Consider the following 23,294-nt stretch of genomic DNA (forward strand, 5'->3'; position numbering starts at 1 on the left):
GGCCTGCAATACGCACCCTCCAATGCGTTGATGCCTGGGACAAAGTCCTCGGCAAATGAGGTCTCGAACATCAATATAGCTATACAAAACAACTTCATTGGTATAATTGATCGAACAGCTAGCACTTTTACGTGCAGTATTGATGCACAAAATATCAGTACTGGCATCTCGACGATGATCACCGCAGCACAGCTCCGCGCGGCCAGGGCGCTTCTTGACATCGACCAGCGCCAGCTTGCCGAACTGTCTGGCCTTTCGGTCCCCACGATCCAGCGTATGGAAGCGAGCGAAGGCGTCGTGCGCGGCAACGTCGATTCCTTGATGAAATTGATCGAGGCGCTGATCCAGAGCGGCATCGAACTGATCGGCGACGGAGCAGCCAGTCAGACCGGAGGGCGCGGAGTCCGGCTCAAGGAGCCCGCACTCTCCGACTCGCGCCACGTGAAGGGTATGGCGAAAAGGGCATAGGATCCAATTCAGATGAGTGTCGTTGCATTCCTCATGCTCTGCGCAGCGGCGATGTTGGGGGTTGCGCTGTTGGCGGTAGCCATCTCGCACAAGTATGCGGCGACTCGCATCATCTACGGCGCCATGCTGGCGCTGTGCAGCGCGGCGACGGTTTTTTCGCTTCTCGCGCTTGCCGGCCATGCCGGCGCTCCGACTGACCTCGTTCTGCCGCTCGGCGTGCCCTGGATCGGCGCACACTTCGCGATCGATGCGCTCTCGGCCTTTTTTCTCGTTGTCGTGAATATCGGCGGCGCCGTGGCAAGTCTCTACGCGCTCGGCTACGGCGCGCACGCGGAGGAGCCGCATCGCGTGCTGCCGTTCTTTCCGGCCTTCCTCGCCGGAATGAATCTGGTCCTGCTGGCGGCTGATGCCTTCAGCTATCTGTTGTCCTGGGAGTTCATGTCACTGGCCTCCTGGGCGCTCGTAATCGCGCATCATCGCGATCCCGAGAACAGGCGCGCCGGCTACGTGTATCTGATCATGGCGAGCCTCGGCACGCTCGCGCTCCTGCTCGCTCTCGGCCTGCTCGCCGGGCCGGGCGGCAGTTACGACTTCGAGACGATCAGACATGGCGTGCGAACGCCGCTGACGGCTGCGATGGTCCTCGTACTGGTCCTGATCGGTGCAGGATCCAAGGCCGGGCTGGTGCCGCTGCATGCCTGGCTGCCGCTTGCGCATCCGGCGGCGCCAAGTCACGTTTCGGCTCTGATGAGCGGCGTGATGACGAAGGTCGCGATCTACGCCTTCATCCGCATCGTGTTCGATCTTGCCGGCGACCTGCCCTGGTGGTCGGGCGCGCTGCTGCTCGCGATCGGCAGCCTGAGCGCAGTCCTCGGCGTGTTGCAGGCCCTGATGCAGGACGACGCCAAGCGGCTGCTCGCCTATTCGACCATAGAAAATATCGGCATCGTCTTCATCGGGCTCGGCCTCGCGCTGTCGTTCCGAGCCGACGGCATGAATGCGGCGGCCGCGCTGGCCATAACGGCGGCCTTGTTGCACGTGCTCAACCATTCCCTCTTCAAGAGCCTGCTGTTCTTCGGCGCCGGCGCGGTGCTGACCGCAACCGGCGAGCGCGACATGGATCGTCTCGGCGGATTGATCCACCGCATGCCGGTGACGAGCTTCCTGTTCCTGGTCGGCTGCATGGCGATCTCGGCGCTGCCGCCACTGAACGGTTTCGTATCGGAATGGCTAACCTTCCAGGCCGTGCTTCAGAGTCCCGACCTGGCGCGATGGTTGCTGAAGGTCATGGTCCCGGCGGCAGGCGGCCTGCTCGCGCTCGCAGCAGCGCTGGCGGGCGCGACCTTCGTCAAGGCCTTCGGTATCACCTTCCTCGGCCGTCCACGCAGCACGGAAGCGGGACAAGCAACGGAGGTGGACCGCTTCTCGCTCTCGGCCATGGCGACACTTGCCTTGCTCTGCCTGATCACCGGCATCGTTCCGGGCTTCATCATCGATGCCATCGCCCCGATCACGCACCAGCTTGCCGGCACGGCGCTGACGCCGCAGGGGAGCCGGCCCTGGCTCACGATCGTGCCGGAGGCCGAAACCGGCAGCTCCTATAACGGCTTGCTCGTCTTTCTCTTCATCACCACGTCCGCGCTGCTGGCGGTGTGGGCCATCCACCGCTTCGCCTCGCACGCGATCCGCCGCGGCCCGGCATGGGATTGCGGCTTTCCCGATCCCAGTCCGCTGACGCAATATTCCGGCTCGAGCTTTGCCCAGCCTATCCGCCGCGTGTTCCTAGCGCGGACTCCTGTCACGAGTGAAGAGGTCACCATGCCCGCGCCCGGCGACACACGCGCCGCCCGCTTCACGCTGACGATCGCCGATCCGGTGTGGGACTGGCTCTACGAGCCGGTTGCCGGCGCCGTCGAACGCGCCGCGCTCCAGCTCAACAAACTGCAATTCCTCACCATCCGCCGCTACCTCAGCCTTGTCTTCCTCTCCCTCGTGCTGCTCTTGCTGGTGCTGGCGATATGGAGCTGATCTCCGCCCTTCTCGTTCAGGTCTCGCAGATGATGCTGGTGCTGCTGGCGGCGCCGCTGCTGACCGGCTTCATCCGCAAGGTGAAGGCGCGCCTCCAGCGCCGCCGCGGCCCGCCGATCGTGCAGCCCTATCGCGATATCCTACGGCTCCTGAAGAAGGAGGTCGTGGTCGCGGACAATGCCTCGTGGATATTCCGCGTCGCGCCCTATCTGATCTTCGCGGCGACCTGGGTCGCCGCCGCGCTGGTGCCGACCTTCGCCAAGGGTTTGCTGTTCAGCTGGTCCGCGGACCTCATCGCCATCATCGCGCTGCTCGCCAGCGCGCGGTTTTTCCTCGCGCTCGCCGGCATGGATATCGGCACCGCCTTCGGCGGCATCGGGGCGAGCCGGGAAATGATGATCGCCTCGCTCGCCGAGCCGGCCATGCTGCTGGTCGTCTTCACCATGGCGCTGGTTGCGCACTCGACGCAGCTCTCGGCCGTGGCCGATCTGTTCGCCTCGGGCGTCGGCCTGCGTGTCTCGCTGGGCCTTGCGATGGTCGGGCTGATCATCGTCGCCATCGCCGAAAACGGCCGCGTTCCGGTCGACAACCCGGCGACCCATCTCGAACTCACCATGGTGCATGAAGCCATGGTGCTGGAATATTCAGGTCGCCACCTCGCCATGATCGAACTCGCGGCCGCGGTCAAGCTGCTGCTCTACATCTCGCTGATCGGCTGCATCTTCGTGCCGTGGACGCTGGCTGCGCCCAGCGCGAGCACCGCAAGCCATCTGACCGGATTCACCGGCTATCTCGCCAAGCTCACTGTGTTCGGCTTTCTGCTCGGCGTGTTCGAGACCGCCATTGCGAAGATGAGGGTGTTCCGCCTACCGGATTTCGTCGGCGCTGCCTTGATGCTCGGCCTGCTCGGCACGCTGCTGTTGTTCGTATCGAGGAGCCTCTAGCAATGGCGCACGGACTGACATTCGACGTCGCGCACCTATTGGCGGGCAGCCTGTTGCTGGTCAGCTTCCTGATGATCACACAGCACCGGCTCTATGCCCTGCTCAACGCCTTTGCGCTCCAGGCCGTGCTGCTCGCGATGTCGGTCGCCTGGCAGGCCCACGTCCAGAGCGCGCCGCATCTCTATGTCACCGCCATGATCGCGCTGGTCTTCAAGGCCGTGGTCGTGCCGGTCGGGCTGCATCGCATCATCCAGCGGCTCGGCATCCATCGCGAGATCGAAACCGTGATCGGTTCCGGAACGACCATGCTGACCGGCATGGGACTGGTCGCGCTCTCGATGACGGTCATGCTGAAGGTCACCCCCGCCGCCGATCCGCTCGCGCGCGAGGACCTCGCCTTCGCGCTGTCGGTCGTACTGCTCGGTCTGTTGATGATGGTGAGCCGGCGTAACGCCGTGAGCCAGGTGGTCGGCTTCATGTCGCTTGAAAACGGGCTGGTGCTCGCGGGCACCGGCGCGCGCGGCATGCCGCTGGTGGTCGAGATCAGCGTCGCCTTCTCGATCCTGATCGCCTTCTTCGTGATCGGCGTCTTCCTGTTCCGGATCCGCGAGCGCTTCGATACCGTCGATGTCCAGGCGCTGGATCGCTTTCGCGGAGAGCGCCGATGATGTTGTCCACCAACGAGGGCGTCGTCCTCGTCACCGTCATTCCGGTCGTCTCGGCCGCTGTGCTGGCCCTGCTTCCCGGCTATCGGCTGTCCGCGCGCCTCAACGTGCTGGCGTCGGGGTTGACCTTCGCGGCCTCGCTCTCGATGTTCTTCGCCGATCACATCCAGCCCGGCTCTTACCTGTTCGTCGATGAACTCAACATCGCGTTCATCGTGCTCAATACCTTCGTCGGCTTCACCACCAGCGTGTTTTCGGCAAGCTATATCGGCCACGAGCTGGCGACCGGGCGGCTGACGCCTGCATACTTGCGTTTCTACCACGCCATGTTCCAGGTCATGATGGGCGGGATGAATCTCGCGCTGACCGCCAACAATATCGGCTTGATGTGGGTCGGCATCGAACTGGCGACGCTGACGACCGTGCTGATGGTCGGCATCTACCGCACCCATGAAGCGCTCGAAGCCGCCTGGAAATATTTCATTCTCGGCAGCGTCGGCATCGGGCTCGCGCTGTTCGGTACCATCCTGGTCTACATGGCTGCGCTCCCCGTGGTGGGCGAAGGCATCAACGGCATGGTCTGGACGGTGCTGGTCGCGCATGCCTCACAGTTCGATCCGGCGCTGATCAACGTCGCCTTCATATTCCTGCTGCTCGGCTACGGCACCAAGGTGGGGTTGGCGCCGCTGCACGCCTGGCTGCCGGATGCGCATGCGGAAGGGCCGACGCCGATCTCCGCGGTGTTGTCCGGCCTCCTGCTCAACGTCGCACTCTACGCAGTGCTTCGTTTCAAGATCGTGCTGGCAGCCAATCCGAGCGCGGTGGCTCCTGGACCCCTGATGGTGACACTCGGTCTGGTGTCGCTGGTGTTCGCCGCCTTCATGCTCTACCGGCGGCGCGACATCAAACGCCTGTTCGCCTATTCCTCGATCGAGCACATGGGGATCATCACCTTTGCCTTCGGGATGGGCGGCCCGGTCGCCAATTTTGCGGGGCTGCTGCACATGGTGATGCACAGCCTTACCAAGTCGGGAATCTTCTTTGCCGTTGGCCATGTCGCGCAGATCAAGGACACGCAGAAGATCGCCGATATCCGCGGCCTGACCGCGACCCATCCGGCGCTCGGCTGGAGCCTCGTGATCGGTGTCGTGGCCATCGCCGGATTGCCGCCGTTCGGCGTCTTCATGAGCGAATTCCTGGTCGTGACCTCGACCTTCGCGCGCGAGCCGCTGCTTGCCATCCCGCTCGTGTTCGGCATCCTGCTCGCGCTCGGCGCGCTGTTCTATCATCTCAACGGTATCGCCTTTGGCGTGCCGACCGGAAGCACTGCACCATCGGATGCCTCCTACATGCCGATGATCGTGCATTTCGGTCTCGTGCTGATCGCCGGAATCTTCCTCCCGCCCACGCTGGTCACGTGGTTCCGGCACGTCGCCGATATTCTGGGGTAATCGCAATGGGCCTCGACGAACTCCTGCGCCAAGGCGAGCTTGCATCGAGCCCCCGTCCCTGGCCGCGCGCCGTCGTCGGCGTCGCGACCTGGAACGAGGCGATCGCGGGACTTGCCGGCGCCGACTGGGAACTGCTCGGCCTTTGGGGCGAGGCGGATCGCGTTCACATGGCGCTGCTCGATGCGCCGAAGACTGTGGTCGGCATCATCACGCTCGATTGCCCGACCCGCCGCTATCCGTCGGTCGGTCTGCACCACCCACCGGCACTTCGGCTGGAACGGACCATCCGCGATCTCCGCGGCCTGGAGCCGCAGGGCCTGCCGGACCCGCGCGCCTGGCTCGACCACGGCAATTGGGGCCTGCGGCATCCGCTCGCTGCGAAGCCCGAGCCGACGCCGATCGACAAGACCTATGCGTTCCTTCCCGTCGAAGGCGACGGCCTGCATCAGATTCCGGTCGGCCCGGTCCATGCCGGCATCATCGAGCCCGGCCACTTCCGCTTCACAGCCAACGGCGAGACCGTTGTGCGGTTAGAGCCTCGGCTCGGCTATGTGCACAAGGGTATCGAGGGCCTGATTACGGGCGCGAACCTTGCGAAGGCGGGCAAGCTCGCAGCTCGCGCCTCCGGTGACAGCACGGTCGCCTACGGACTGGCCTTCGCGCGCGCGGTGGAGGCCGCGTTGGGGGTGGAAGTTCCGCTGCGTGCGCACCATCTGCGCGCGCTGATGGCGGAGCTGGAACGTCTCGCCAATCATCTCGGCGATTTCGGCGCAATCTGCAACGATGCTTCCTTCGCCCTGATGCTGGCCCATTGCGGCGTGTTGCGCGAGAAGGTGCTGCGCGGCGCGGGCAATGTTTTCGGGCACCGCCTGATGCGCGACTTGATCCTGCCCGGCGGCGTGGCGACCGATATCAACCAGGATGGCATCCAGGCGATCCGATTGCTGGTGAGCGATATCCAGGCACGCTTCCCAGCCCTGGTCGAACTCTACGACAACACGGCCTCGCTCCAGGATCGCACCGTCACCACGGGCACGGTGAAGGCCGATCTCGCCCGTCAATACGCGCCCGGCGGCTTCATCGGCCGTGCATCGGGCCGCGCCTTCGACGCACGCAAGCATCTTGCCTACGCGCCCTATGACAAGCTCGCCTTCGAGATTCCTGTGCTTGAGGCCGGCGACGTCAACGCGCGGGTGTGGATTCGCGTTCGCGAGATCGAGCAGAGTCTAGGGCTCGTCACCCAATTGCTGGAGCGGATGCCGCAGGGCGAGTTGCGGATCGATCTGCCCATGGCCGGCGAGGTTCGCGAGGGCATGGCGCTGGTGGAGGGTTTTCGCGGCGACATCCTGGTCTGGCTCAGGCTCAATGCCGACAACAGCATTGCGCACTGCCATCTGCGTGACCCTTCCTGGTTCCAATGGCCGCTGCTGGAGGCCGCGATCCAAGACAACATCGTTGCCGATTTCCCGCTCTGCAACAAATCGTTCAACTGCTCCTACTCGGGCCACGACCTCTAGGGACGTCCATCCAGATGAGAAAGCTGCTGTTCCAGAGTCTCGTGCAGATGCCGTTGACGGAGCCGGCGCCGTCGGCCGACGACCGGGCACTTGCAGAAGTGGGCGCTGCGCTGGAGCGGGCGGCCCGCCGGCGCCTTGGCCGGTCGCTGTCGATCCGCGAGGTCGACGCCGGCTCCTGCAACGGCTGCGAGCTGGAAATTCATGCGCTCAACAACGCCTATTACGATCTCGAACGCTTCGGCCTCCGCTTCGTCGCCTCACCGCGCCACGCGGACGTGCTGCTGGTGACTGGGCCGGTGACGAAGAACATGCGCATGGCGCTGGAGCGGACCTACAACGCAACGCCAAATCCGAAGTGGGTCGTGGCCGTGGGCGACTGCGCCCGCGACGGCGGGTGCTTCGCCGGCAGCTATGCCGTGGTGGGGGGCGTGGGAGAGGTCGTGCCGGTCGATCTGCATGTCCCGGGGTGCCCGCCCGCTCCGCTCGAAATTCTCCGCGGGCTACTGGCTCTTCTCGAACGCGTGGCTTCGGCCACGCCATAGCCATCTCGACGGCTTCGATGATTTATAGGACCTCAGAGGCACTGGCGGAGAGAGTGGAATTCGAACTCCCGTTAATTCTCCGATCAGGATGCAATCCTTTGCCAGGAGCGGCACCGTCCACAAGCATGCATGTCGCACACCAAAACCGTTTGAAAAACCGTTTCAGTTTTCAAATCTCAAACGGTGATTTTAGCTAAGTCATTGATCTAAATGGCGCGCCCGGAACGATTCGAACGTCCGACCCTCAGATTCGTAGTCTGATGCTCTATCCAGCTGAGCTACGGGCGCGTTTTTCGCGTTTGGCAGGCTCCGGGCCAGGGGCCGGATCCCGGAAGGCCGGGGCGGCAAATGCCGGCAGGCCTCGCGAAGGGCCCCTGACTAACGGCTCGGAGACCGCTTGGCAAGGCTGGAGCGGGACATTTTGCGACCATTTTTCCGCAGACGCGCTGGCGCGGTTCGGTAGGGGCCGGAGCGGACGGGCTTCGTTCCGGCACGCCCGGAGTTCCGGGCTCGACGCCTGCGGCATCGCCCCGGAATGGCAGGTGAGGCCGGTCCGGTTCAGGCGCTGGCGCGCTCGGTCCAGAAGGTCTGCAGCTCGACAGGGCGGTCGGGAATCGTGATTCGGAAGGTGGCCCCCAGGGTGCCTTCGACCAGCTGGATGTCGCCATCGTGGGCCCGGACCAGCTCGGCCGCGATCGCAAGGCCCAGCCCCGAGCCGCCCGGACGACCGGCACCACGGAAGGCCTCGAACAGGTGCTCTCGCACCTTCGCCGGGACGCCGGGACCCGTGTCCGAGACCTCCAGGATCGCCACCCCGCCCTCGCGGCGGCCGGTGATGCGGATCTGGCGCACGCCGGCATCCGCCGCGAGGCTGTCCAAGGCCTGGGCGGCATTGCGCACCAGGTTGAGCAGCACGCGGAACAGCTGGTCCGGATCAGCATCGATCTTCAGCCCGCGCTCGATCGCCGCGATCCACGTGATCGAGGCATCCGGCGACAGGCCAGCGGTCTCCCGCACCTCCGCCACCACCTGCTCGACCGCCACCATGCGGCGGTCCGGCGCCGGCTCCTGCACCTTGCCGTAGGACAGCGTCGACTGGCAGAACGCGATGGCGCGCTCCAGCGAGCGCATCAGCTTCGGCGCGAAGCGCTGCACCCGCGGATCGGGAACGCTGGCGAGCTGGTCCGACAGCAGTTGCGACGAGGCCAGCAGGTTGCGGAGGTCATGGTTGATCTTGGACACGGCGAGGCCGAGGGCGGCGAGCCGGCTCTTCTGATGCAGCATCGAGACGAGGTCGCGCTGCATGTCGGCGAGCTCGCGCTCGGCGACGCCGATCTCGTCGGAACGCTGGCTCGGCACGATGATTCGCGCCACGCTCTCCGGATTTTCGTGGAAGCCGACGAGGCTCGCGGTGAGGCGCCGCATTGGCCGCACGAACAGGAAATGCAGAGCAAGATAGACCAGCGCCGCGGTCAGCACCGCCAGCAGCAGCGACACGCCGAGCAGATTGCGCGAGAAGCGATACATCGCCTTGCGCAACGGCTTCTCGTCGGTCACGACCTCGATGAACTGGGCGCGGCCCGGCGACGGCCCGATCACGCGCATGGTGTGATCGCCGGTCTCTGTCATCATCGTCAGCGAGTTCACGATCGACGACCACACCGTCATGTCGCGCATGTCGAAGTCGTGGTCGATCGAGGCGGGCAGGTCGGCGCTGGCGAGCAGGCGGCGCTGCTGGCCCATCTTGATGGCGACGCCGCGCGCGTTGATGGAGGTGAGGATCTGCCGCGCCAGCGAATCCGGCACCATGCCGGACGGCGCGGCATCGAGCACCAGCGCAGCGGTATTGGCGGCCGCCAGGCGATCGTTGAGCCGGTTGGTCCAGAAATTGGCGATCGCCGGCACGTAGATCAGCACCTCCGCGATCATCACCAGCGGAATGGTCAACAGCAGCAGCTTTCCAGACAAGCCGAGCCGGCGCGACCTTTTCGGTCGCAGGCGCTCCAGGATTGGCTGGTTGTCGCTCTCGGTCACGTATCGCCCTTGTAAGAGACACCCCCACCCTTACGGGACCGCAAGATGGGACTGCACCGGAGTCCGGTCAAATTACGGATCGCTCATGTTCCGGTTTCCAAATCGTTCATAATGGAACCCAAAACTGCACGACCTCTGACGTCTTCAACCCCGCCGTGCCGAGGCTATTCTTGCCCTCGTCTTGCGCCCAGGGTCTTGCGTTTCTCGTCTTGCTTCGTCTCATTCGCCACGCCGACGCACGGCCGGTGACGAAGGTCTTTACGAGATCTCGGCGCCGTCGATCGCCTGCACCGCCTAGGACGCCTTGCCGCGATTGACGAAGGCGGGACGCTCCCTTATAAGCCGCGCCAACCGTCCGCGATGACCCGGCCCGCCCGGGAGCGGCTCGATTTCAGGGCCGGCAGCGGTCCATTTCGGGCCCGGAAGCATCACCGGACATCAATCGACATTTCAAGCAGGCAAGTTGTCAACTGGCAAATTGCCCGGCAGCGGAGAACGACCCGTGAAGCGGACTTATCAACCCAGCAAACTGGTGCGCAAGCGCCGTCACGGCTTCCGCGCCCGTCTCGCCACCACCGGCGGCCGCAAGGTCCTTGCCGCGCGTCGCGCCCGGGGCCGCAAGCGTCTCAGCGCCTGAAGCCAGGGCGTCTGTCCCGGAGATTTCCATCATGGATCGGCTACGGCAGCGGGCGGACTTCCTCGCCGTTGCCGATGGCGTGCGGGCGAACAGTCCTGCCTTCGGAGTCCAGCGCCGGGAACGGCCGGACCAGGGCCCGATCCGGATCGGCTTTACCGTCACCAAGAAGAATGGCACCGCCACGGAGCGTAATCGCATCCGTCGGCGGTTGCGCGAGCTTGTGAAACGGCTCGATCCCCTGTCGATGCGGCCGCACAGTGACTACGTGCTGGTCGGCCGGCGGGATGCCCTGTCACGCGACTTCTCGACCATGCTCGCCGACCTCCAGGCGACGCTCCGCCGCCTCGACCGGCCGCAGGCCAAGCCGCAGCCGCGCAAGCCGTCGGATGCGGATCAGCCAAACGCTCCCGCACCGGACGCGCATTCCCGCAAACCGGATTGAACGACGAGACGATAAGAAAACGATGACCGACAATCGCAACACCATCCTCGCCGTCATTCTGTCCGGCCTCGTGCTGATCCTGTGGCAGGTCTTCTACAACGGACCGCAGATGGAGAAGCAGCGCGCGCAGGCCCAACTGCAGGCCGAGCTCGCCAAGAAGCAGGCGCCGGCAACGCAGCCCGACAGCACCGCTCCGTCTGCCACCCCGCAGCCGGGCGCTTCCGCAACCGGCAGCCCGAGCGCACCGGGCGGGGCCGTGATCAGCACAGGCGTGATGCCGCGCGACACCGCCATCGCCGCCACCCCGCGCGTCAAGATCGACACGCCGCGGCTGACCGGCAGCATCTCGCTGAAGGGCGCGCGCATCGACGATCTGGCTTTCGTGAAGTACCGCGAGACGGTCGATCCGAAATCGCCGGCGATCGTGCTGTTCTCGCCGTCCAACACCGCCGAGCCCTATTACGCCGAGTTCGGCTGGGTCAACGCCGCCGGCGCCAAGGTGCAGGTGCCGGACCAGAGCACGATGTGGCAGCAGGACGGCTCCAACGCGCTGACGCCCTCGACCCCGGTGAAGCTGACCTTCACCAACGGCGACGGCCTGACCTTCCAGCGCACCATTTCCGTGGACGACCACTATCTCTTCACCATCAAGGACGACGTCACCAACGCCGGCAATGCGCCGGTGACGCTGTATCCCTACGGCCTGATCTCGCGTCATGGCACGCCGCAAGTCTCGGGCTATTACATCCTGCATGAAGGCCTGATCGGCTATCTCGGCGAAAAGGGCCTGCAGGAATTCACCTACAAGAAGATGGACGACGAGAAGGCGGCGAAGTTCGACGTCACCAATGGCTGGCTCGGCATCACCGACAAATATTGGGCGGCCGCGCTGCTGCCGATGACGGATGCCCGCCTGCAGGCGAACTATTCGTCGAAGCTGGTCGACAACCAGCATCGCTACCAGACGGACTATGTCGAGACCCCGCAGACGGTACCGGCCGGCGGCTCGGCCAGCGTCTCCACGCGGCTGTTCGCCGGCGCCAAGGAGGCCGGCGTCGTCGGCATCAACTTCCCGATCGGCGGCCTCGGCGGCTACAACCAGCAGCTCGGGCTGAACCATTTCGATCTCCTGATCGACTGGGGCTGGTTCTACTTCCTGACCAAGCCGATGTTCCTGGCGCTGGATTTCTTCTTCCGCTTCTTCGGCAATTTCGGCATCTCGATCCTGCTGGTGACGGTGCTGGTGAAGCTCCTGTTCTTCCCGCTCGCCAACAAGTCCTACGCCTCGATGGCGAAGATGAAGGCGATCCAGCCGCAGCTCCAGGCGCTCAAGGAGCGCTATCCGGACGACCGGATGAAGCAGCAGCAGGAGATGATGGAGATCTACAAGAAGGAGAAGATCAACCCGGTCGCCGGCTGTCTTCCGGTCGTGCTGCAGATCCCGGTGTTCTTCTCGCTCTACAAGGTGCTGTTCGTCACCATCGAGATGCGGCATGCGCCGTTCTATGGCTGGATCAAGGACCTGTCGGCGCCGGATCCGACCAATCTGTTCACGCTGTTCGGCCTGATCCCGTTCGACCCGACCCAGCTGCCGCTGTTCGGCCACTACCTGGCGCTCGGCATCTGGCCGATCATCATGGGCATCACGATGTGGTTCCAGATGAAGCTGAACCCGACGCCGCCGGATCCGACGCAGGCGATGATCTTCAACTGGATGCCGCTGATCTTCACCTTCATGCTCGCGGGCTTCCCGGCCGGCCTCGTGATCTATTGGGCCTGGAACAACACGCTGTCGGTGTTGCAGCAGGGCTTCATCATGCGCCGCAACGGCGTGAAGGTGGAGCTGTTCGACAACATCCGCGGCACGTTCAAAAAAAAAGCGGCGTGACGAGTAAGGCGGCGTGAGCCGCTGAAGCAACAAACCATCTACCGTCATGGCCGGGCTTGTCCCGGCCATCCACGTTTTGATATCCCGCGCAATGGGCGTGGATGCCCGGGTCAGGCCCGGGCATGACGAAGAGCGAGGCCTTGTCATGACCACCAGCCACGACACTGACGAGCGCCTGATCGAAAAAGGCCGCAAGCTGTTCGCTCAATCGTGGCGCTTCACCCACGCCTCGCCCTCGATCGAGAGCCTGCCGCCGATGGGAAGCCTCGAAGTCGCCTTCGCCGGCCGCTCCAATGTCGGCAAGTCCAGCCTGATCAACGCACTGACCGGCCAGAACGCGCTGGCGCGCACCTCGCATACGCCGGGCCGCACCCAGGAGCTGATCTTCTTCGAGGGGCCCGAGCATGCGCCGCTGCGGCTGGTCGACATGCCCGGCTATGGATATGCCGCCGCGGCGAAGACCAAGGTCGCGTCCTGGACCGAGCTGATCCACAAATTCCTGCTCGGCCGCGCCTCGCTCGCCCGCGTCTATGTGCTGATCGATGCCCGTCATGGGCTGAAGGAGGTCGATCAGGAGATTCTCAAAACGCTCGACAGGTCCGCCGTCAGCTATCAGCTCGTCCTGACCAAGGCCGACCAGATCAAGCCGGCTGAGCTCGCAAGCCGGATCGCCGAGACCGAGGCCGCGCTCGCCAAGCATCCGGCGGCGTTTCCTCAGGTGCTGGCGACGTCGTCACGATCCGGCGCCGGCATGCCGGAGCTGCGTGCCGCCATGGTGCGGCTGCTGGAAGAGCGGAGCACATGATGACGCCGTGGCGAATCCTGGTCGCGATGGCCGGGCTGATGGGCGCCGCCGGCGTCGCGCTGGCGGCCAAGGCCGCGCACGAGCCTGACGCATCGCGGCTCGCGACCGCCTCCACCATGCTGCTGTTCCACGCCTGCGCCCTGCTCGGCACCATCGCGCTGGCAGAGCGCGGCGTGGTTCATCGGCGCATCGGCCTGATCACGGCGATCGGCTTCGTGCTCGGCCCGGCCCTGTTCGCCGGCGACCTCCTGATGCGGCAGTTCACCGGCGATCGGCTGTTTCCGTTCGCGGCGCCGATCGGCGGTAGCTTGCAGATCGCGAGCTGGCTCGCACTCGCGGTCTGCGCGCTGTGGCCGCGGCGGGCGTGATCCGGCGCTTTGCGCCGCGGGCGGCAATCGGCTAGAACGCGGCGCGACGCCCCCGACAGCCGAGACCTCCCAGACATGACCGACGCGACCACCATCAGCCCGCTCGATCAGGCCCGCATCCTGTCCGAAGCGCTCCCGCACATGCAGGAGTATGACGACGAGACCATCGTCATCAAATATGGCGGCCACGCCATGGGTGACGAGGACACCGCGAAAGCGTTCGCGCGCGACATCGTGCTGCTCGAGCAGACCGCCATCAATCCGGTGGTGGTGCACGGCGGCGGACCGCAGATCGCGACCATGCTCAAGCGCCTCGGCATCGTCTCCGAATTCGCCGCCGGCCTGCGCATCACCGATGCCGCAACCATCGAGATCGTCGAGATGGTGCTGGCCGGCTCCATCAACAAGCAGCTGGTCGGCTACATCAACGAGGCCGGCGGCAAGGCCGTCGGGCTGTGCGGCAAGGACGGCAACATGGTGCGCGCGGTCAAGGCGACCCGCACCATGGTCGATCCCGACAGTCACATCGAGAAGGTGGTCGATCTCGGCTTCGTCGGCGAGCCGGACAAGGTCGATCTGACGCTGCTGAATCAGCTGATCGGCTACGAGCTGATCCCGATCCTCGCGCCGCTGGCGACCTCGAAGGAAGGCCAGACCTTCAACGTGAATGCCGATACGTTCGCCGGGGCTGTGGCCGGTGCGCTGAAGGCCAAGCGCCTCTTGCTGCTCACCGACGTGCCCGGCGTGCTCGACAAGTCGAAGAAGCTGATCCCGGAATTGTCGGTGAAGGACGCGCGCAAGCTGATCGCCGATGGCACCATCTCCGGCGGCATGATCCCGAAGGTCGAGACCTGCATCTACGCACTCGAGCAGGGCGTGCAGGGCGTCGTCATCCTGGACGGCAAGGTGCAGCACGCCGTGCTGCTCGAGCTGTTCACCAACCAAGGCACGGGCACACTGATTCATAAGTGATGGACACGGTCGCCACGCAGTCAGGACTCGTCGTACCCGGGCTTGACCCGCCTGCGCGGCCGAAGCCGCTTCGGCGCGGCGAAGGCCCGGGCTTCCACGATTTCCTTTCCGGTGGTTGCAAAGACGTGGATGGCCGGGTCAAGCCCGGCCATGACGCTACGGAAATATCCGCGGATAAAACGTCCACCAAAACTCGCATCGCTCTCGCTCTATCCGCTTTACTTCTTCCTCTCCTCACCACCATCACCCCCGCCCTCGCCGACCTCAAGCTATGCAACCGCATGAGCTATGTCGTCGAGGCCGCGATCGGCATCGACGAGAAAGCAGCGACCGCGACGCGCGGCTGGTTCCGGCTCGATCCGGCGACCTGCCGTGTGGTGCTGCAGGGGACCATGACCGCCGACCGCATCCTGCTGCATGCGCGCGCGTTGAGCCTCTACGGCGCTTCGCCGCTCGCCGAGAATGGCAACGACCAGCTATGCGTGGCGCCGGACAATTTCGTCATCGCAGCCGCCCGCCAGTGCCGCACCGGGCAGACGCCGGCAGCGTTCACGCAGGTGACACCGAGCAAGACCGACGACGGCACCCTGATCGCCTACCTCGCCGAGAGCGCCGAATATGACGACGAGCAGGCGCGGCTCGCCGGCATCCAGCGGCTGCTCGGCATCGCCGGCTATGACGCCTCGCCGATCGACGGCGTCGAGGGGCCGAAGACGCAAGCGGCGCTCGCTGCGTTCCTGAAAAGCCGCGGGCTTGGGTCCGATGTCGTGTCGCAGCCGACGTTCTTTGCCACGATGGTGGACGCCGTGCAGACGCCCTCACCCACCGGGCTGACCTGGTGCAACGACACACCGCACAAGGTGATGGCGGCGGTGGCGACGGACGACGGCCGCACCGTGGTCAGCCGCGGCTGGTACCGGATCGATGCCGGCAAATGCCTGCATCCGGACATCGCCGGACAGCCGAAGAAAGTCTACAGCTTCGCCGAAGCGGTCGACGATGAGAACCGCACCATCAAAGTGAAGAACAAGCCGCTGAACTGGGGCGGGCTGGTGCAGCTCTGCACCCGCGAGAACAAGTTCGAGACATCCGAGCAGGGCGACTGTCCGAGCCGCGGCTTCACCGCCACCGGCTTCACCGCCGTCGACATCGCCCGCGGTGGCAAGACGCTGCGCTTTGCGCTGCCGTGATGGGCATATCGATGTTGCCCACGTTGCCACCACACCCACAGCTGTCATCCCGGCGAACGCCGGGATCCATAACCACCGGCCGAGGTTTGGGCCATCGGCATCAGCCATCATGCCGCAAGATAGCTTCCGCGGTATGGGTCCCGGCGTTCGCCGGGACGACAGCGGAATATGCCGCCCTAGCCGGGCATGATGACCGAAGGCAGGATGGACCGACGCCCACATGACAGAATCCCCCCGCAGCTTCGACCACGTCGATACCTGGGTGTTCGATCTCGACAACACGCTGTATCCGCATCACGTCAATCTGTGGCAGCAGGTCGATGCTCGCATCGGCGAGTTCGTCTCCAACTGGCTCGAGGTCGACGCCCAGGAGGCGCGGCGCATCCAGAAGGACTACTACCGCCGCTATGGCACGACGATGCGCGGGATGATGACCGAGCACGGCGTGCACGCCGACGACTTCCTGGCCTATGTGCACAAGATCGATCATTCGCCGCTGGAGCCGAATCCGGCGATGGGCGCGGCGATCGAGCAGCTGCCCGGACGCAAGCTGATCCTGACCAACGGTTCGGTCGACCATGTCGATGCCGTGCTGGCGCGGCTCGACATTGCCGGCCATTTCCATGGCGTGTTCGACATCATCGCGGCCGAGCTGACGCCGAAGCCGGCGCGCGAGACCTACGACAAATTCCTCAAGCTGCATGCCGTCGATCCGACACGGGCGGCGATGTTCGAGGACCTTTCCCGCAACCTCGTGGTGCCGCACGACCTCGGCATGACCACGGTGCTCGTGGTGCCGGACGGCACCAAGGAGGTGGTGCGCGAGGACTGGGAGCTGGCGGGTCGCGACGACCCGCATGTCGATCATGTCACGGACGATCTGACCGGATTCTTGCAGCGGCTGGTGGGGTGAGACCCGCCACGCATTGAGCTGTCATTCCGGGGCGATGCGAAGCATCGAACCCGGAATCTCGAGATTCCGGGTCTGGTCCTTCGGACCATCCGGAATGACGGAGCATGATAAGCCGCACCTCCCGCGCGGACGGCCCCCGCCACCGATGCGTCCTTGACTCTCCGGGTCCAAATCCCGAAAAAGCCGCCCTGCCCACCATGCTCGTACACGGCCGTCCCCGGCTTTCTGCCCAGGGACCAAGCGAGGATCGACCGATGTCACTGTCCGCCCTGGAATCCGCGATCAACAGCGCCTTCGATGCCCGTGATGGCGTCTCGACCACGACCAAGGGCGAGGTCCGCGACGCCGTGGAGAGCGCGCTGGAGTTGCTCGACAAGGGCGAGGCCCGGGTCGCCGAGCGCGGATCGGACGGCAAGTGGAGCGTCAACCAGTGGCTCAAGAAGGCCGTGCTGCTGTCGTTCCGCCTCAACGACATGAGCGTGATCCCCGGCGGCCCCGGCCAGGCGTCATGGTGGGACAAGGTGCCGTCGAAGTTCGACGGCTGGGGCGAGAACCGCTTCCGTGACGCCGGCTTCCGCGCCGTGCCCGGCGCGATCGTGCGCCGCTCGGCCTACATCGCCAAGAACGTCGTGCTGATGCCGTCCTTCGTCAATCTCGGCGCCTATGTCGACGAAGCCACCATGGTCGACACCTGGTCGACGGTCGGCTCCTGCGCCCAGATCGGCAAGCGTGTGCACATCTCCGGCGGCGTCGGCATCGGCGGCGTGCTTGAGCCGCTGCAGGCCGGCCCCGTGATCATCGAGGATGACTGCTTCATCGGCGCGCGATCGGAGGTTGCCGAGGGCGTGGTCGTACGCAAGGGGGCGGTGCTGTCGATGGGCGTGTTCCTGGGCGCGTCGACCAAGATCGTCGACCGCGAGACCGGCGAGGTGTTCGTCGGCGAGGTGCCGGAATACGCCGTCGTTGTGCCGGGCGCACTGCCGGGCAAGCCGATGAAGAACGGCCAGATCGGCCCCTCCACCGCCTGCGCCGTCATCGTCAAGCGCGTCGACGAGCGCACCCGCTCCAAGACCTCGATCAACGAGCTCTTGCGCGACTGATCGTCCGCGCTCGGGCGGCCGCACTAGCCGCCGCCCGAACGCCCATGTTAAGCGAGGGCATGACCGATGCCCTCGCCATCACCCGCGACCTGATCCGCTGTCCCTCAGTGACCCCCGCCGATGCCGGGGCACTCGGCGTGCTCGAGGCCCTGCTGAAACAGGCCGGCTTCACGACCCATCGCGTGACCTTCTCGGAAGCAGGCGCCGCCGATATCGACAACCTCTACGCCCGCATCGGCACCGAGGGGCCGCACATCACCTTCGCCGGCCACACCGACGTGGTGCCGCCCGGCGATGAAGCGGCGTGGAGCCTTGGCGCGTTCTCCGGCGAGGTGAAGGGCGGCTACATCTATGGCCGCGGCGCCGTCGACATGAAGGGCGGCATCGCCTGCAGCGTTGCGGCCGTGCTCGACTATCTACGCGATCACGGCGGACAGCCAAAAGGCTCGATCTCGTTCCTGATCACTGGCGACGAAGAGGACGTCTCGGTCAACGGCACCATCAAGCTGCTGAAGTGGGCGGCCGATCGCGGCGAGCGATTCGACCATTGCGTGCTCGGCGAGCCGTCCAATCAAGAGGTCATGGGCGACTGCATCAAGATCGGCCGCCGCGGCTCGCAGTCCGGCACCCTGATCGTCGAGGGCAAGCAGGGCCACGTCGCCTATCCGCACCGTGCCTCCAACCCGGTGCCGGACATCTCGCGCCTGATCGTCGCACTGTCGGACGAGCCGCTCGATCATGGCAGCGCGCAGTTCCAGCCGTCGAATCTCGAATTCACCACCGTCGATGTCGGCAACACCGCAACCAACGTCATCCCGGGCCTGGCGCGGGCGAAGTTCAACATCCGCTACAATGACTGCCATACGCAGGAGACGCTGCGCGCGCTGGTGGAAGAGCGGCTCGCCAAGGCCTGTGGCAACCGCATCCGCGCCCACATCGACTGGCTGCCGTCGAACTCCAACGTGTTCCTGACCAAGCCCGGACCGTTCACCGACCTCGCCGTCGCCGCGATCGAGAGCGTGACGGGGCGCAAGCCGGAGCTCTCCACCACCGGCGGCACCTCGGACGCGCGTTTCATTTCGAGCTACTGCCCGGTGATCGAGTTCGGCCTGGTCGGCCAGACCATGCACCAGATCGACGAGCGCGCCTCGGTCGCCGACATCGCGACCCTGACGAAGATCTATCGCGGCATTCTCGAAAGATATTTCGCCTGAGCGGCGCGCCTGATCCTGATCAGGCGGCCTTCACCTCCGCCAGGAACTGATCGACCTCGCGACGCAGGTCGGTGGCCTGGCCGGCAAGGCTCGCCGCGGAGTCGAGCAGCGAGCGCGCCGATCCGCGGGTGTCCGCGGCGGCCGCGCTGACCAGCGCGATCGACGACGAGACGTCGTTGGTGCCGCTCGCGGTCTGCTGCACACTGCGGGCGATCTCGCGGGTCGTGGCGCTCTGCTCGGCCACCGCGCTCGCCACCGCACCGGTGACGCCGCTGATGGTGTTGACGACGGCGGCGATCTTCTCGATCGCGGCCACCGTGCTGCCGGTCTCGTTCTGGATCGCGGCGATCTGGCTTTCGATCTCCTCGGTGGCCTTGCTGGTCTGGGATGCGAGACTCTTCACCTCGGATGCAACGACGGCAAAACCCTTGCCGGCCTCGCCGGCGCGCGCCGATTCGATCGTGGCATTGAGCGCGAGCAGATTGGTCTGCGAGGCGATGGCGCGGATCAGCTGCACGACGTCGCCGATGCGCGTGGCGCTGCCGGCGAGCGTGCGGACCTTGTCAGTGGTATCGAGTGCCTGGCTGGTCGCGTTGGAGGATTCCGACGCGGCTTCCGCGATCTGCCGGGTGATCTCCTTCATCGACGCGTCGAGCTCTTCCGAGGCGGCCGCCACCGTGTTGACGCCGGAGGTCGCCTGCGCCGCCGCATCCGCCACCGCGGTGGCGCGCGATGCGGTGGTGCTGGCCGAGCCGTCGAGCGTCTCGGCCGATTGCTTCAGGCCGCTCGCGGCATCGCTCAGCCGACCGCACAGCGTGTCGATGACCTCGCCGAACCGCCGGGTGAGCGCCTCGATCTTCTGCCGGCGCGCGTCGCGCCGGGCCTCGGCATCGGCGCCCTGCAGCGACAGCCGGTCGGCCTCCGCCGATTTCTCCTGCAGAACACCGATGGCGTTGGCGAGCGTGCCGATCTCGTCGGTCCGATCGCCATATCCGATCTCGACGCTGCGCTCGCCACCGGCGATCCGACGGATCATCTCGGTCAGATTCGACAGCGGCTTGATCACGCGGGCATTGAACCAGACCGTCCCCAGTGCGGCGGCCGCGACGTTGACCAGCAACAGGACCAGCGCCAGGACAAAACGGGTCTGCGACTCGGCGATCGCGACCTCGCTCTGGCTCAGCGCCTCGGCGAGGGCTGCATCGCGCAGCGGCAGGATCGTATCGAGGATCGGGAATACGGACCGCAGGAACTGGTCGGGATCGAGCTCGAGCACCTTGCCCCGGTTCGGCGCCACCTGCGACGAATAGAACTCGCCGCCGCGGGCCCAATAGCCATTCTCGACCTCGGTCAGGGCCGCGAAGATCGGCTTCTGGTTGATCTCGGCAGCAGCGAGCTTGGCCGTCGTCCAGATGCGCTCGATGCGCCCCTTGAACGTCGCGAGCGCCTCGGCCGGTTCACCCGCCATCGGCTGCTTGGTCGCGATCATGCGAACGAACGTCGTCGTGGCGCGACCGGCCCAGTCGCGCAAATCCCAGCCGATCACCGCGAGACGCGCCGCCTGGCCTACCGCGGGATTGGCCGCATTGATCCGGCGCACGATCACGTCGACATGGCTGCCGGTCGTTTCCTGGATCGTGAACATCTGCGGCACGTAATCGCGGACAATGGCCTCAGGCCGGGCCGCCTTCGCCAGAGCGACGGCTTCGAGCGCGGATCCTCGCATGACACGCAGTTTCTGCTGGATCGACTCCAGCGCGGCCGTGTCTTCGCTCAGTTGCGCCAGGCTTCGCGCCTTGGCGAACGCATCATCGGAGCCTTGAAGTATCTTTTGCAGCGAGGCCAGCTCATCGGCCGTCGCCGGGTTCGGCGATGCCAGGCGCGGATTGACCATGGCGCGCTCGAGGTTCAGCTTTTCCGGCAGCCGCAGCATGGCGGCCAGCAGCTGCGTATCACGGCCTGCCGTCCTCGCGGCCTGCAGCGAGGTCAGCTGCTGCCAGGCGAACAACATGGTTGCGAGCAGGCCGATGACGGCCCCGAGCAGCAAAGAGAGCAGGAAGACTTGACGAATGCGCACGATCGACCTCGCTGGACAGCAGCCTGAGGTCCGGATAGCAGCGAGGGCTTCAATTTGGAGTTAATGAATCCTGTCCCTTACTCCCGAAACGACTACTCATTAGGATAATCATTGGCAGCTAATAGCGATTCGCGGGTTCCACTGCAGAACGATCTCAATAGTCGACCTTCACGAGATAGAGGCCTTCCGGCGGGGCGACGACGCCACAGGCGGCGCGATTGCGCGCGGCGAGCGCGGCGGCGAGATCATCGGCGCTCCAGCGGCCCTGCCCGACCCACACCAGCGAGCCAACCATCGAGCGCACCTGGCTGTGCAGATAGGAGCGTGCGGAGGTGAGGATGGTGATCGCATCGCCGTCCCTGACGACGTCGAGCTGATCGAGCGTCTTCTCCGGCGATTTTGCCTGACATTCCGTGTCGCGGAAAGTCGTGAAATCATGCTTGCCGATCAGCCGCTGGGCCGCCGCGTGCATCGCGTCCGAGTCGAGCCGCTGCGGCACGCGCCAGACGCGGCCGACCTCGAGCGCGAGATTGGAGCGGCGGTTGACGATGCGATAGCGATAGTGCCGCCTGCGGGCGGAGAAGCGTGCTTCGAAGGTGTCGGGAACGATCTCGGCGTCGAGCACCGCGATCGGGTTGGGCCGCAGATGCGCGTTGAGCGCGTCGCGCAATTTGTCGGGCCGGAATTCTTTCTCAACGTCGCAATGCGCGACCTGACCGGTGGCGTGGACGCCGGCATCGGTGCGCCCCGAGCCATGCACCCGGGTCGGCACGCCACAGGTCGCCTGCACCGCCGCTTCGAGCGCGCCCTGCACCGACGGCAAGGTCGCCTGCAGTTGCCAGCCGCAGTACGGCGCGCCGTCATATTCGATGGTGAGCTTGTAGCGGGGCATCTGACCCGATCGAGTTTTGCCGTCATTGCCGGGCTCGACCCGGCAATCCATCCCTGGGCGAAGCTTGTTCTTGAGATGGATGCGCGGGTCAAGCCCGCGCATGACGAGATGAGGTGGTCAGCCGAAACGCAGGCCCGGCGCGATACGGGTGCCGCGCAGGAAATCCGCGGCCTTCATGGGACCCTTGCCGGCGCGCTGTAGCTCGGTGACGCGGATGGCGCCGTCGGCGCAGGCGATGGTGAGCTGCTCGTCAAGAACGGCGCCCGGCTCGCCCCTGCCGCCGGCAAGCGCGCAGCGCAGGATCTTCAAGCGGACCGCTTCGCCATCAAGCGTGAACTCACTCCAGGCGCCAGGAAATGGCGACAGGCCGTGGATGTGCCGCAGCACCGCGTGGGCCGGCTTCGTCCAGTCGATCCGCGCCTCGGCCTTCTCGATCTTGGCGGCGTAGGTGACGCCTTCCTCTGCCTGCTTCGTCAGCGTCAGCCCGCCGCGCTCCAGCGCCGCCATCGCGCGCACCATGAGATCGGCGCCGATCCGCGACAGGCGGTCGTGCAGATCGGACGCCGTCATCGCGTCGGTGATCGCAAGGCGCTCGGCCATCGCGACATCGCCGGTGTCGAGCCCGACATCCATCTTCATCACCATGACGCCGGACTCGGCATCACCCGCCATGATCGCGCGGTTGATAGGCGCGGCACCGCGCCAGCGCGGCAGCAGGGAAGCGTGGAGATTGTAGCAGCCGAGCTTGGGCGCATCGAGAATGGCTTGGGGAAGGATCATGCCGTAGGCGACGACCACGGCCGCATCGGCCTGATGAGCCTGAAACTCGGCCAAGGCCTCCTCGGTCTTCAGCGTCTTCGGCGTGAACACGGCAATGCCGAGCCGGCGCGCCTCGGTCTCGACCGGCGTCGGCTGCAGCGCGAGGCCGCGGCGGCCGCCGGGTTTCGGCGCGCGCGTATAGACCGCCGCGATCTCGTGGCCGTGGCCGGCGAGTTCGAGCAGGGTCGGCACGGCGAAATCCGGCGTGCCCATGAAGATCAGGCGAAGCGGCATCTGGTGGAAGATCCTGCATTGCCGAATCCTCCGCGTCATGGCCGGGCTTGTCCCGGCCATCCACGTCGAGCTGCCTGTAACGCGCGGCGAGACG

General features: G+C 65.5%; 21 protein-coding genes and 1 tRNA gene. 17 read left to right on the plus strand and 5 right to left on the minus strand.

All coding sequences use genetic code 11. The features are described 5' to 3' along the window. Positions 1–174: 174 nt before the first annotated feature. From QX039_RS28695 to QX039_RS28725, 7 genes are read left to right on the plus strand one after another with little or no spacing between them, the layout of a single operon-like run. Complete coding sequence (locus QX039_RS28695; protein WP_315773686.1) at positions 175–468, plus strand: helix-turn-helix domain-containing protein; 294 nt, start codon at positions 175–177, stop codon at positions 466–468. Positions 469–480: 12 nt separating this feature from the next. Then, positions 481–2,496, plus strand: a complete 2,016-nt coding sequence (gene hyfB, locus QX039_RS28700; RefSeq protein ID WP_315773652.1) for a hydrogenase 4 subunit B — start codon at positions 481–483, stop codon at positions 2,494–2,496. After that, on the plus strand, positions 2,487–3,440 hold the full coding sequence (locus QX039_RS28705) for a respiratory chain complex I subunit 1 family protein (protein WP_315773651.1): 954 nt from the start codon (positions 2,487–2,489) through the stop codon (positions 3,438–3,440). The genes hyfB and QX039_RS28705 overlap by 10 nt, the downstream gene beginning before the upstream one ends. A gap of 2 nt (positions 3,441–3,442) precedes the next feature. Next, the gene (locus QX039_RS28710; protein ID WP_315734917.1) at positions 3,443–4,108 is read left to right on the plus strand and encodes a hydrogenase-4 component E; all 666 of its coding nucleotides are present in this window, start codon (positions 3,443–3,445) and stop codon (positions 4,106–4,108) included. After that, the gene (locus QX039_RS28715) at positions 4,108–5,556 is read left to right on the plus strand and encodes a hydrogenase 4 subunit F (RefSeq protein ID WP_315735705.1); all 1,449 of its coding nucleotides are present in this window, start codon (positions 4,108–4,110) and stop codon (positions 5,554–5,556) included. Before QX039_RS28710 ends, QX039_RS28715 begins: the two co-directional genes overlap by 1 nt. A 5-nt stretch (positions 5,557–5,561) precedes the next feature. After that, positions 5,562–7,073, plus strand: a complete 1,512-nt coding sequence (locus QX039_RS28720; protein ID WP_315734918.1) for an NADH-quinone oxidoreductase subunit C — start codon at positions 5,562–5,564, stop codon at positions 7,071–7,073. Between the two features lie 14 nt (positions 7,074–7,087). Beyond that, positions 7,088–7,615 carry an NADH-quinone oxidoreductase subunit NuoB gene (locus QX039_RS28725; RefSeq protein WP_315734919.1) on the plus strand — a complete coding sequence of 176 codons (528 nt, stop codon included), beginning with the start codon at positions 7,088–7,090 and terminating at the stop codon, positions 7,613–7,615. Between the two features lie 211 nt (positions 7,616–7,826). On the opposite strand, the gene QX039_RS28730 is transcribed toward QX039_RS28725, so the two are convergent. Together QX039_RS28730 and QX039_RS28735 are read right to left on the minus strand one after the other, a co-directional pair. Continuing rightward, a tRNA-Arg gene (locus QX039_RS28730) sits at positions 7,827–7,903 on the minus strand. Positions 7,904–8,173: 270 nt separating this feature from the next. Beyond that, positions 8,174–9,649: a HAMP domain-containing sensor histidine kinase gene (locus tag QX039_RS28735; RefSeq protein WP_315734920.1), complete on the minus strand. Its 1,476-nt coding sequence runs from the start codon at positions 9,647–9,649 to the stop codon at positions 8,174–8,176. Positions 9,650–10,151: 502 nt separating this feature from the next. On the opposite strand from QX039_RS28735, the gene rpmH reads away from it, so the two are divergent. From rpmH to dapE, 10 genes are all read left to right on the plus strand, one after another. After that, complete coding sequence (gene rpmH / locus QX039_RS28740; protein WP_006609582.1) at positions 10,152–10,286, plus strand: 50S ribosomal protein L34; 135 nt, start codon at positions 10,152–10,154, stop codon at positions 10,284–10,286. A 31-nt stretch (positions 10,287–10,317) separates the two neighbouring features. Further along, a complete protein-coding gene (gene rnpA, locus QX039_RS28745) occupies positions 10,318–10,728 on the plus strand; it encodes a ribonuclease P protein component (RefSeq protein WP_315734921.1) in 411 nt (136 codons plus the stop codon). A 22-nt stretch (positions 10,729–10,750) separates the two neighbouring features. Beyond that, on the plus strand, positions 10,751–12,616 hold the full coding sequence (gene yidC, locus QX039_RS28750) for a membrane protein insertase YidC (RefSeq protein ID WP_315734922.1): 1,866 nt from the start codon (positions 10,751–10,753) through the stop codon (positions 12,614–12,616). Positions 12,617–12,761: 145 nt separating this feature from the next. Then, the gene (yihA, locus tag QX039_RS28755) at positions 12,762–13,421 is read left to right on the plus strand and encodes a ribosome biogenesis GTP-binding protein YihA/YsxC (RefSeq protein ID WP_315734923.1); all 660 of its coding nucleotides are present in this window, start codon (positions 12,762–12,764) and stop codon (positions 13,419–13,421) included. Beyond that, positions 13,418–13,789 carry a DUF423 domain-containing protein gene (locus QX039_RS28760; RefSeq protein ID WP_315734924.1) on the plus strand — a complete coding sequence of 124 codons (372 nt, stop codon included), beginning with the start codon at positions 13,418–13,420 and terminating at the stop codon, positions 13,787–13,789. Before yihA ends, QX039_RS28760 begins: the two co-directional genes overlap by 4 nt. Positions 13,790–13,864: 75 nt before the next feature. Then, positions 13,865–14,761 carry an acetylglutamate kinase gene (gene argB, locus QX039_RS28765; RefSeq protein ID WP_012047096.1) on the plus strand — a complete coding sequence of 299 codons (897 nt, stop codon included), beginning with the start codon at positions 13,865–13,867 and terminating at the stop codon, positions 14,759–14,761. 125 nt (positions 14,762–14,886) lie between these two features. Continuing rightward, positions 14,887–15,951 carry a DUF1036 domain-containing protein gene (locus QX039_RS28770; protein ID WP_315773649.1) on the plus strand — a complete coding sequence of 355 codons (1,065 nt, stop codon included), beginning with the start codon at positions 14,887–14,889 and terminating at the stop codon, positions 15,949–15,951. 220 nt (positions 15,952–16,171) lie between these two features. Further along, a complete protein-coding gene (locus QX039_RS28775) occupies positions 16,172–16,864 on the plus strand; it encodes a pyrimidine 5'-nucleotidase (RefSeq protein WP_315773648.1) in 693 nt (230 codons plus the stop codon). Positions 16,865–17,118: 254 nt separating this feature from the next. Next, positions 17,119–17,964, plus strand: a complete 846-nt coding sequence (gene dapD / locus QX039_RS28780) for a 2,3,4,5-tetrahydropyridine-2,6-dicarboxylate N-succinyltransferase (RefSeq protein WP_315773647.1) — start codon at positions 17,119–17,121, stop codon at positions 17,962–17,964. A 59-nt stretch (positions 17,965–18,023) separates the two neighbouring features. Next, positions 18,024–19,178, plus strand: coding sequence for a succinyl-diaminopimelate desuccinylase (gene dapE, locus QX039_RS28785; RefSeq protein ID WP_315773645.1), 1,155 nt, complete (start codon positions 18,024–18,026; stop codon positions 19,176–19,178). A gap of 19 nt (positions 19,179–19,197) precedes the next feature. Here the strand turns inward: dapE and QX039_RS28790 are convergent, their stop codons facing one another. The 3 genes from QX039_RS28790 to fmt all read right to left on the minus strand — a co-directional run bounded on the left by QX039_RS28790 (position 19,198) and on the right by fmt (position 23,200). Beyond that, positions 19,198–21,255: a HAMP domain-containing methyl-accepting chemotaxis protein gene (locus QX039_RS28790; protein WP_315773642.1), complete on the minus strand. Its 2,058-nt coding sequence runs from the start codon at positions 21,253–21,255 to the stop codon at positions 19,198–19,200. A 154-nt stretch (positions 21,256–21,409) separates the two neighbouring features. Next, a complete protein-coding gene (gene truA, locus QX039_RS28795) occupies positions 21,410–22,147 on the minus strand; it encodes a tRNA pseudouridine(38-40) synthase TruA (protein WP_315734935.1) in 738 nt (245 codons plus the stop codon). Positions 22,148–22,264: 117 nt separating this feature from the next. Further along, complete coding sequence (gene fmt / locus QX039_RS28800; RefSeq protein WP_315773640.1) at positions 22,265–23,200, minus strand: methionyl-tRNA formyltransferase; 936 nt, start codon at positions 23,198–23,200, stop codon at positions 22,265–22,267. Positions 23,201–23,294: the final 94 nt, after the last annotated feature.

Origin of the sequence: Bradyrhizobium sp. SZCCHNR1043, assembly GCF_032489675.1 — a bacterium.
Lineage (GTDB): Bacteria > Pseudomonadota > Alphaproteobacteria > Rhizobiales > Xanthobacteraceae > Bradyrhizobium.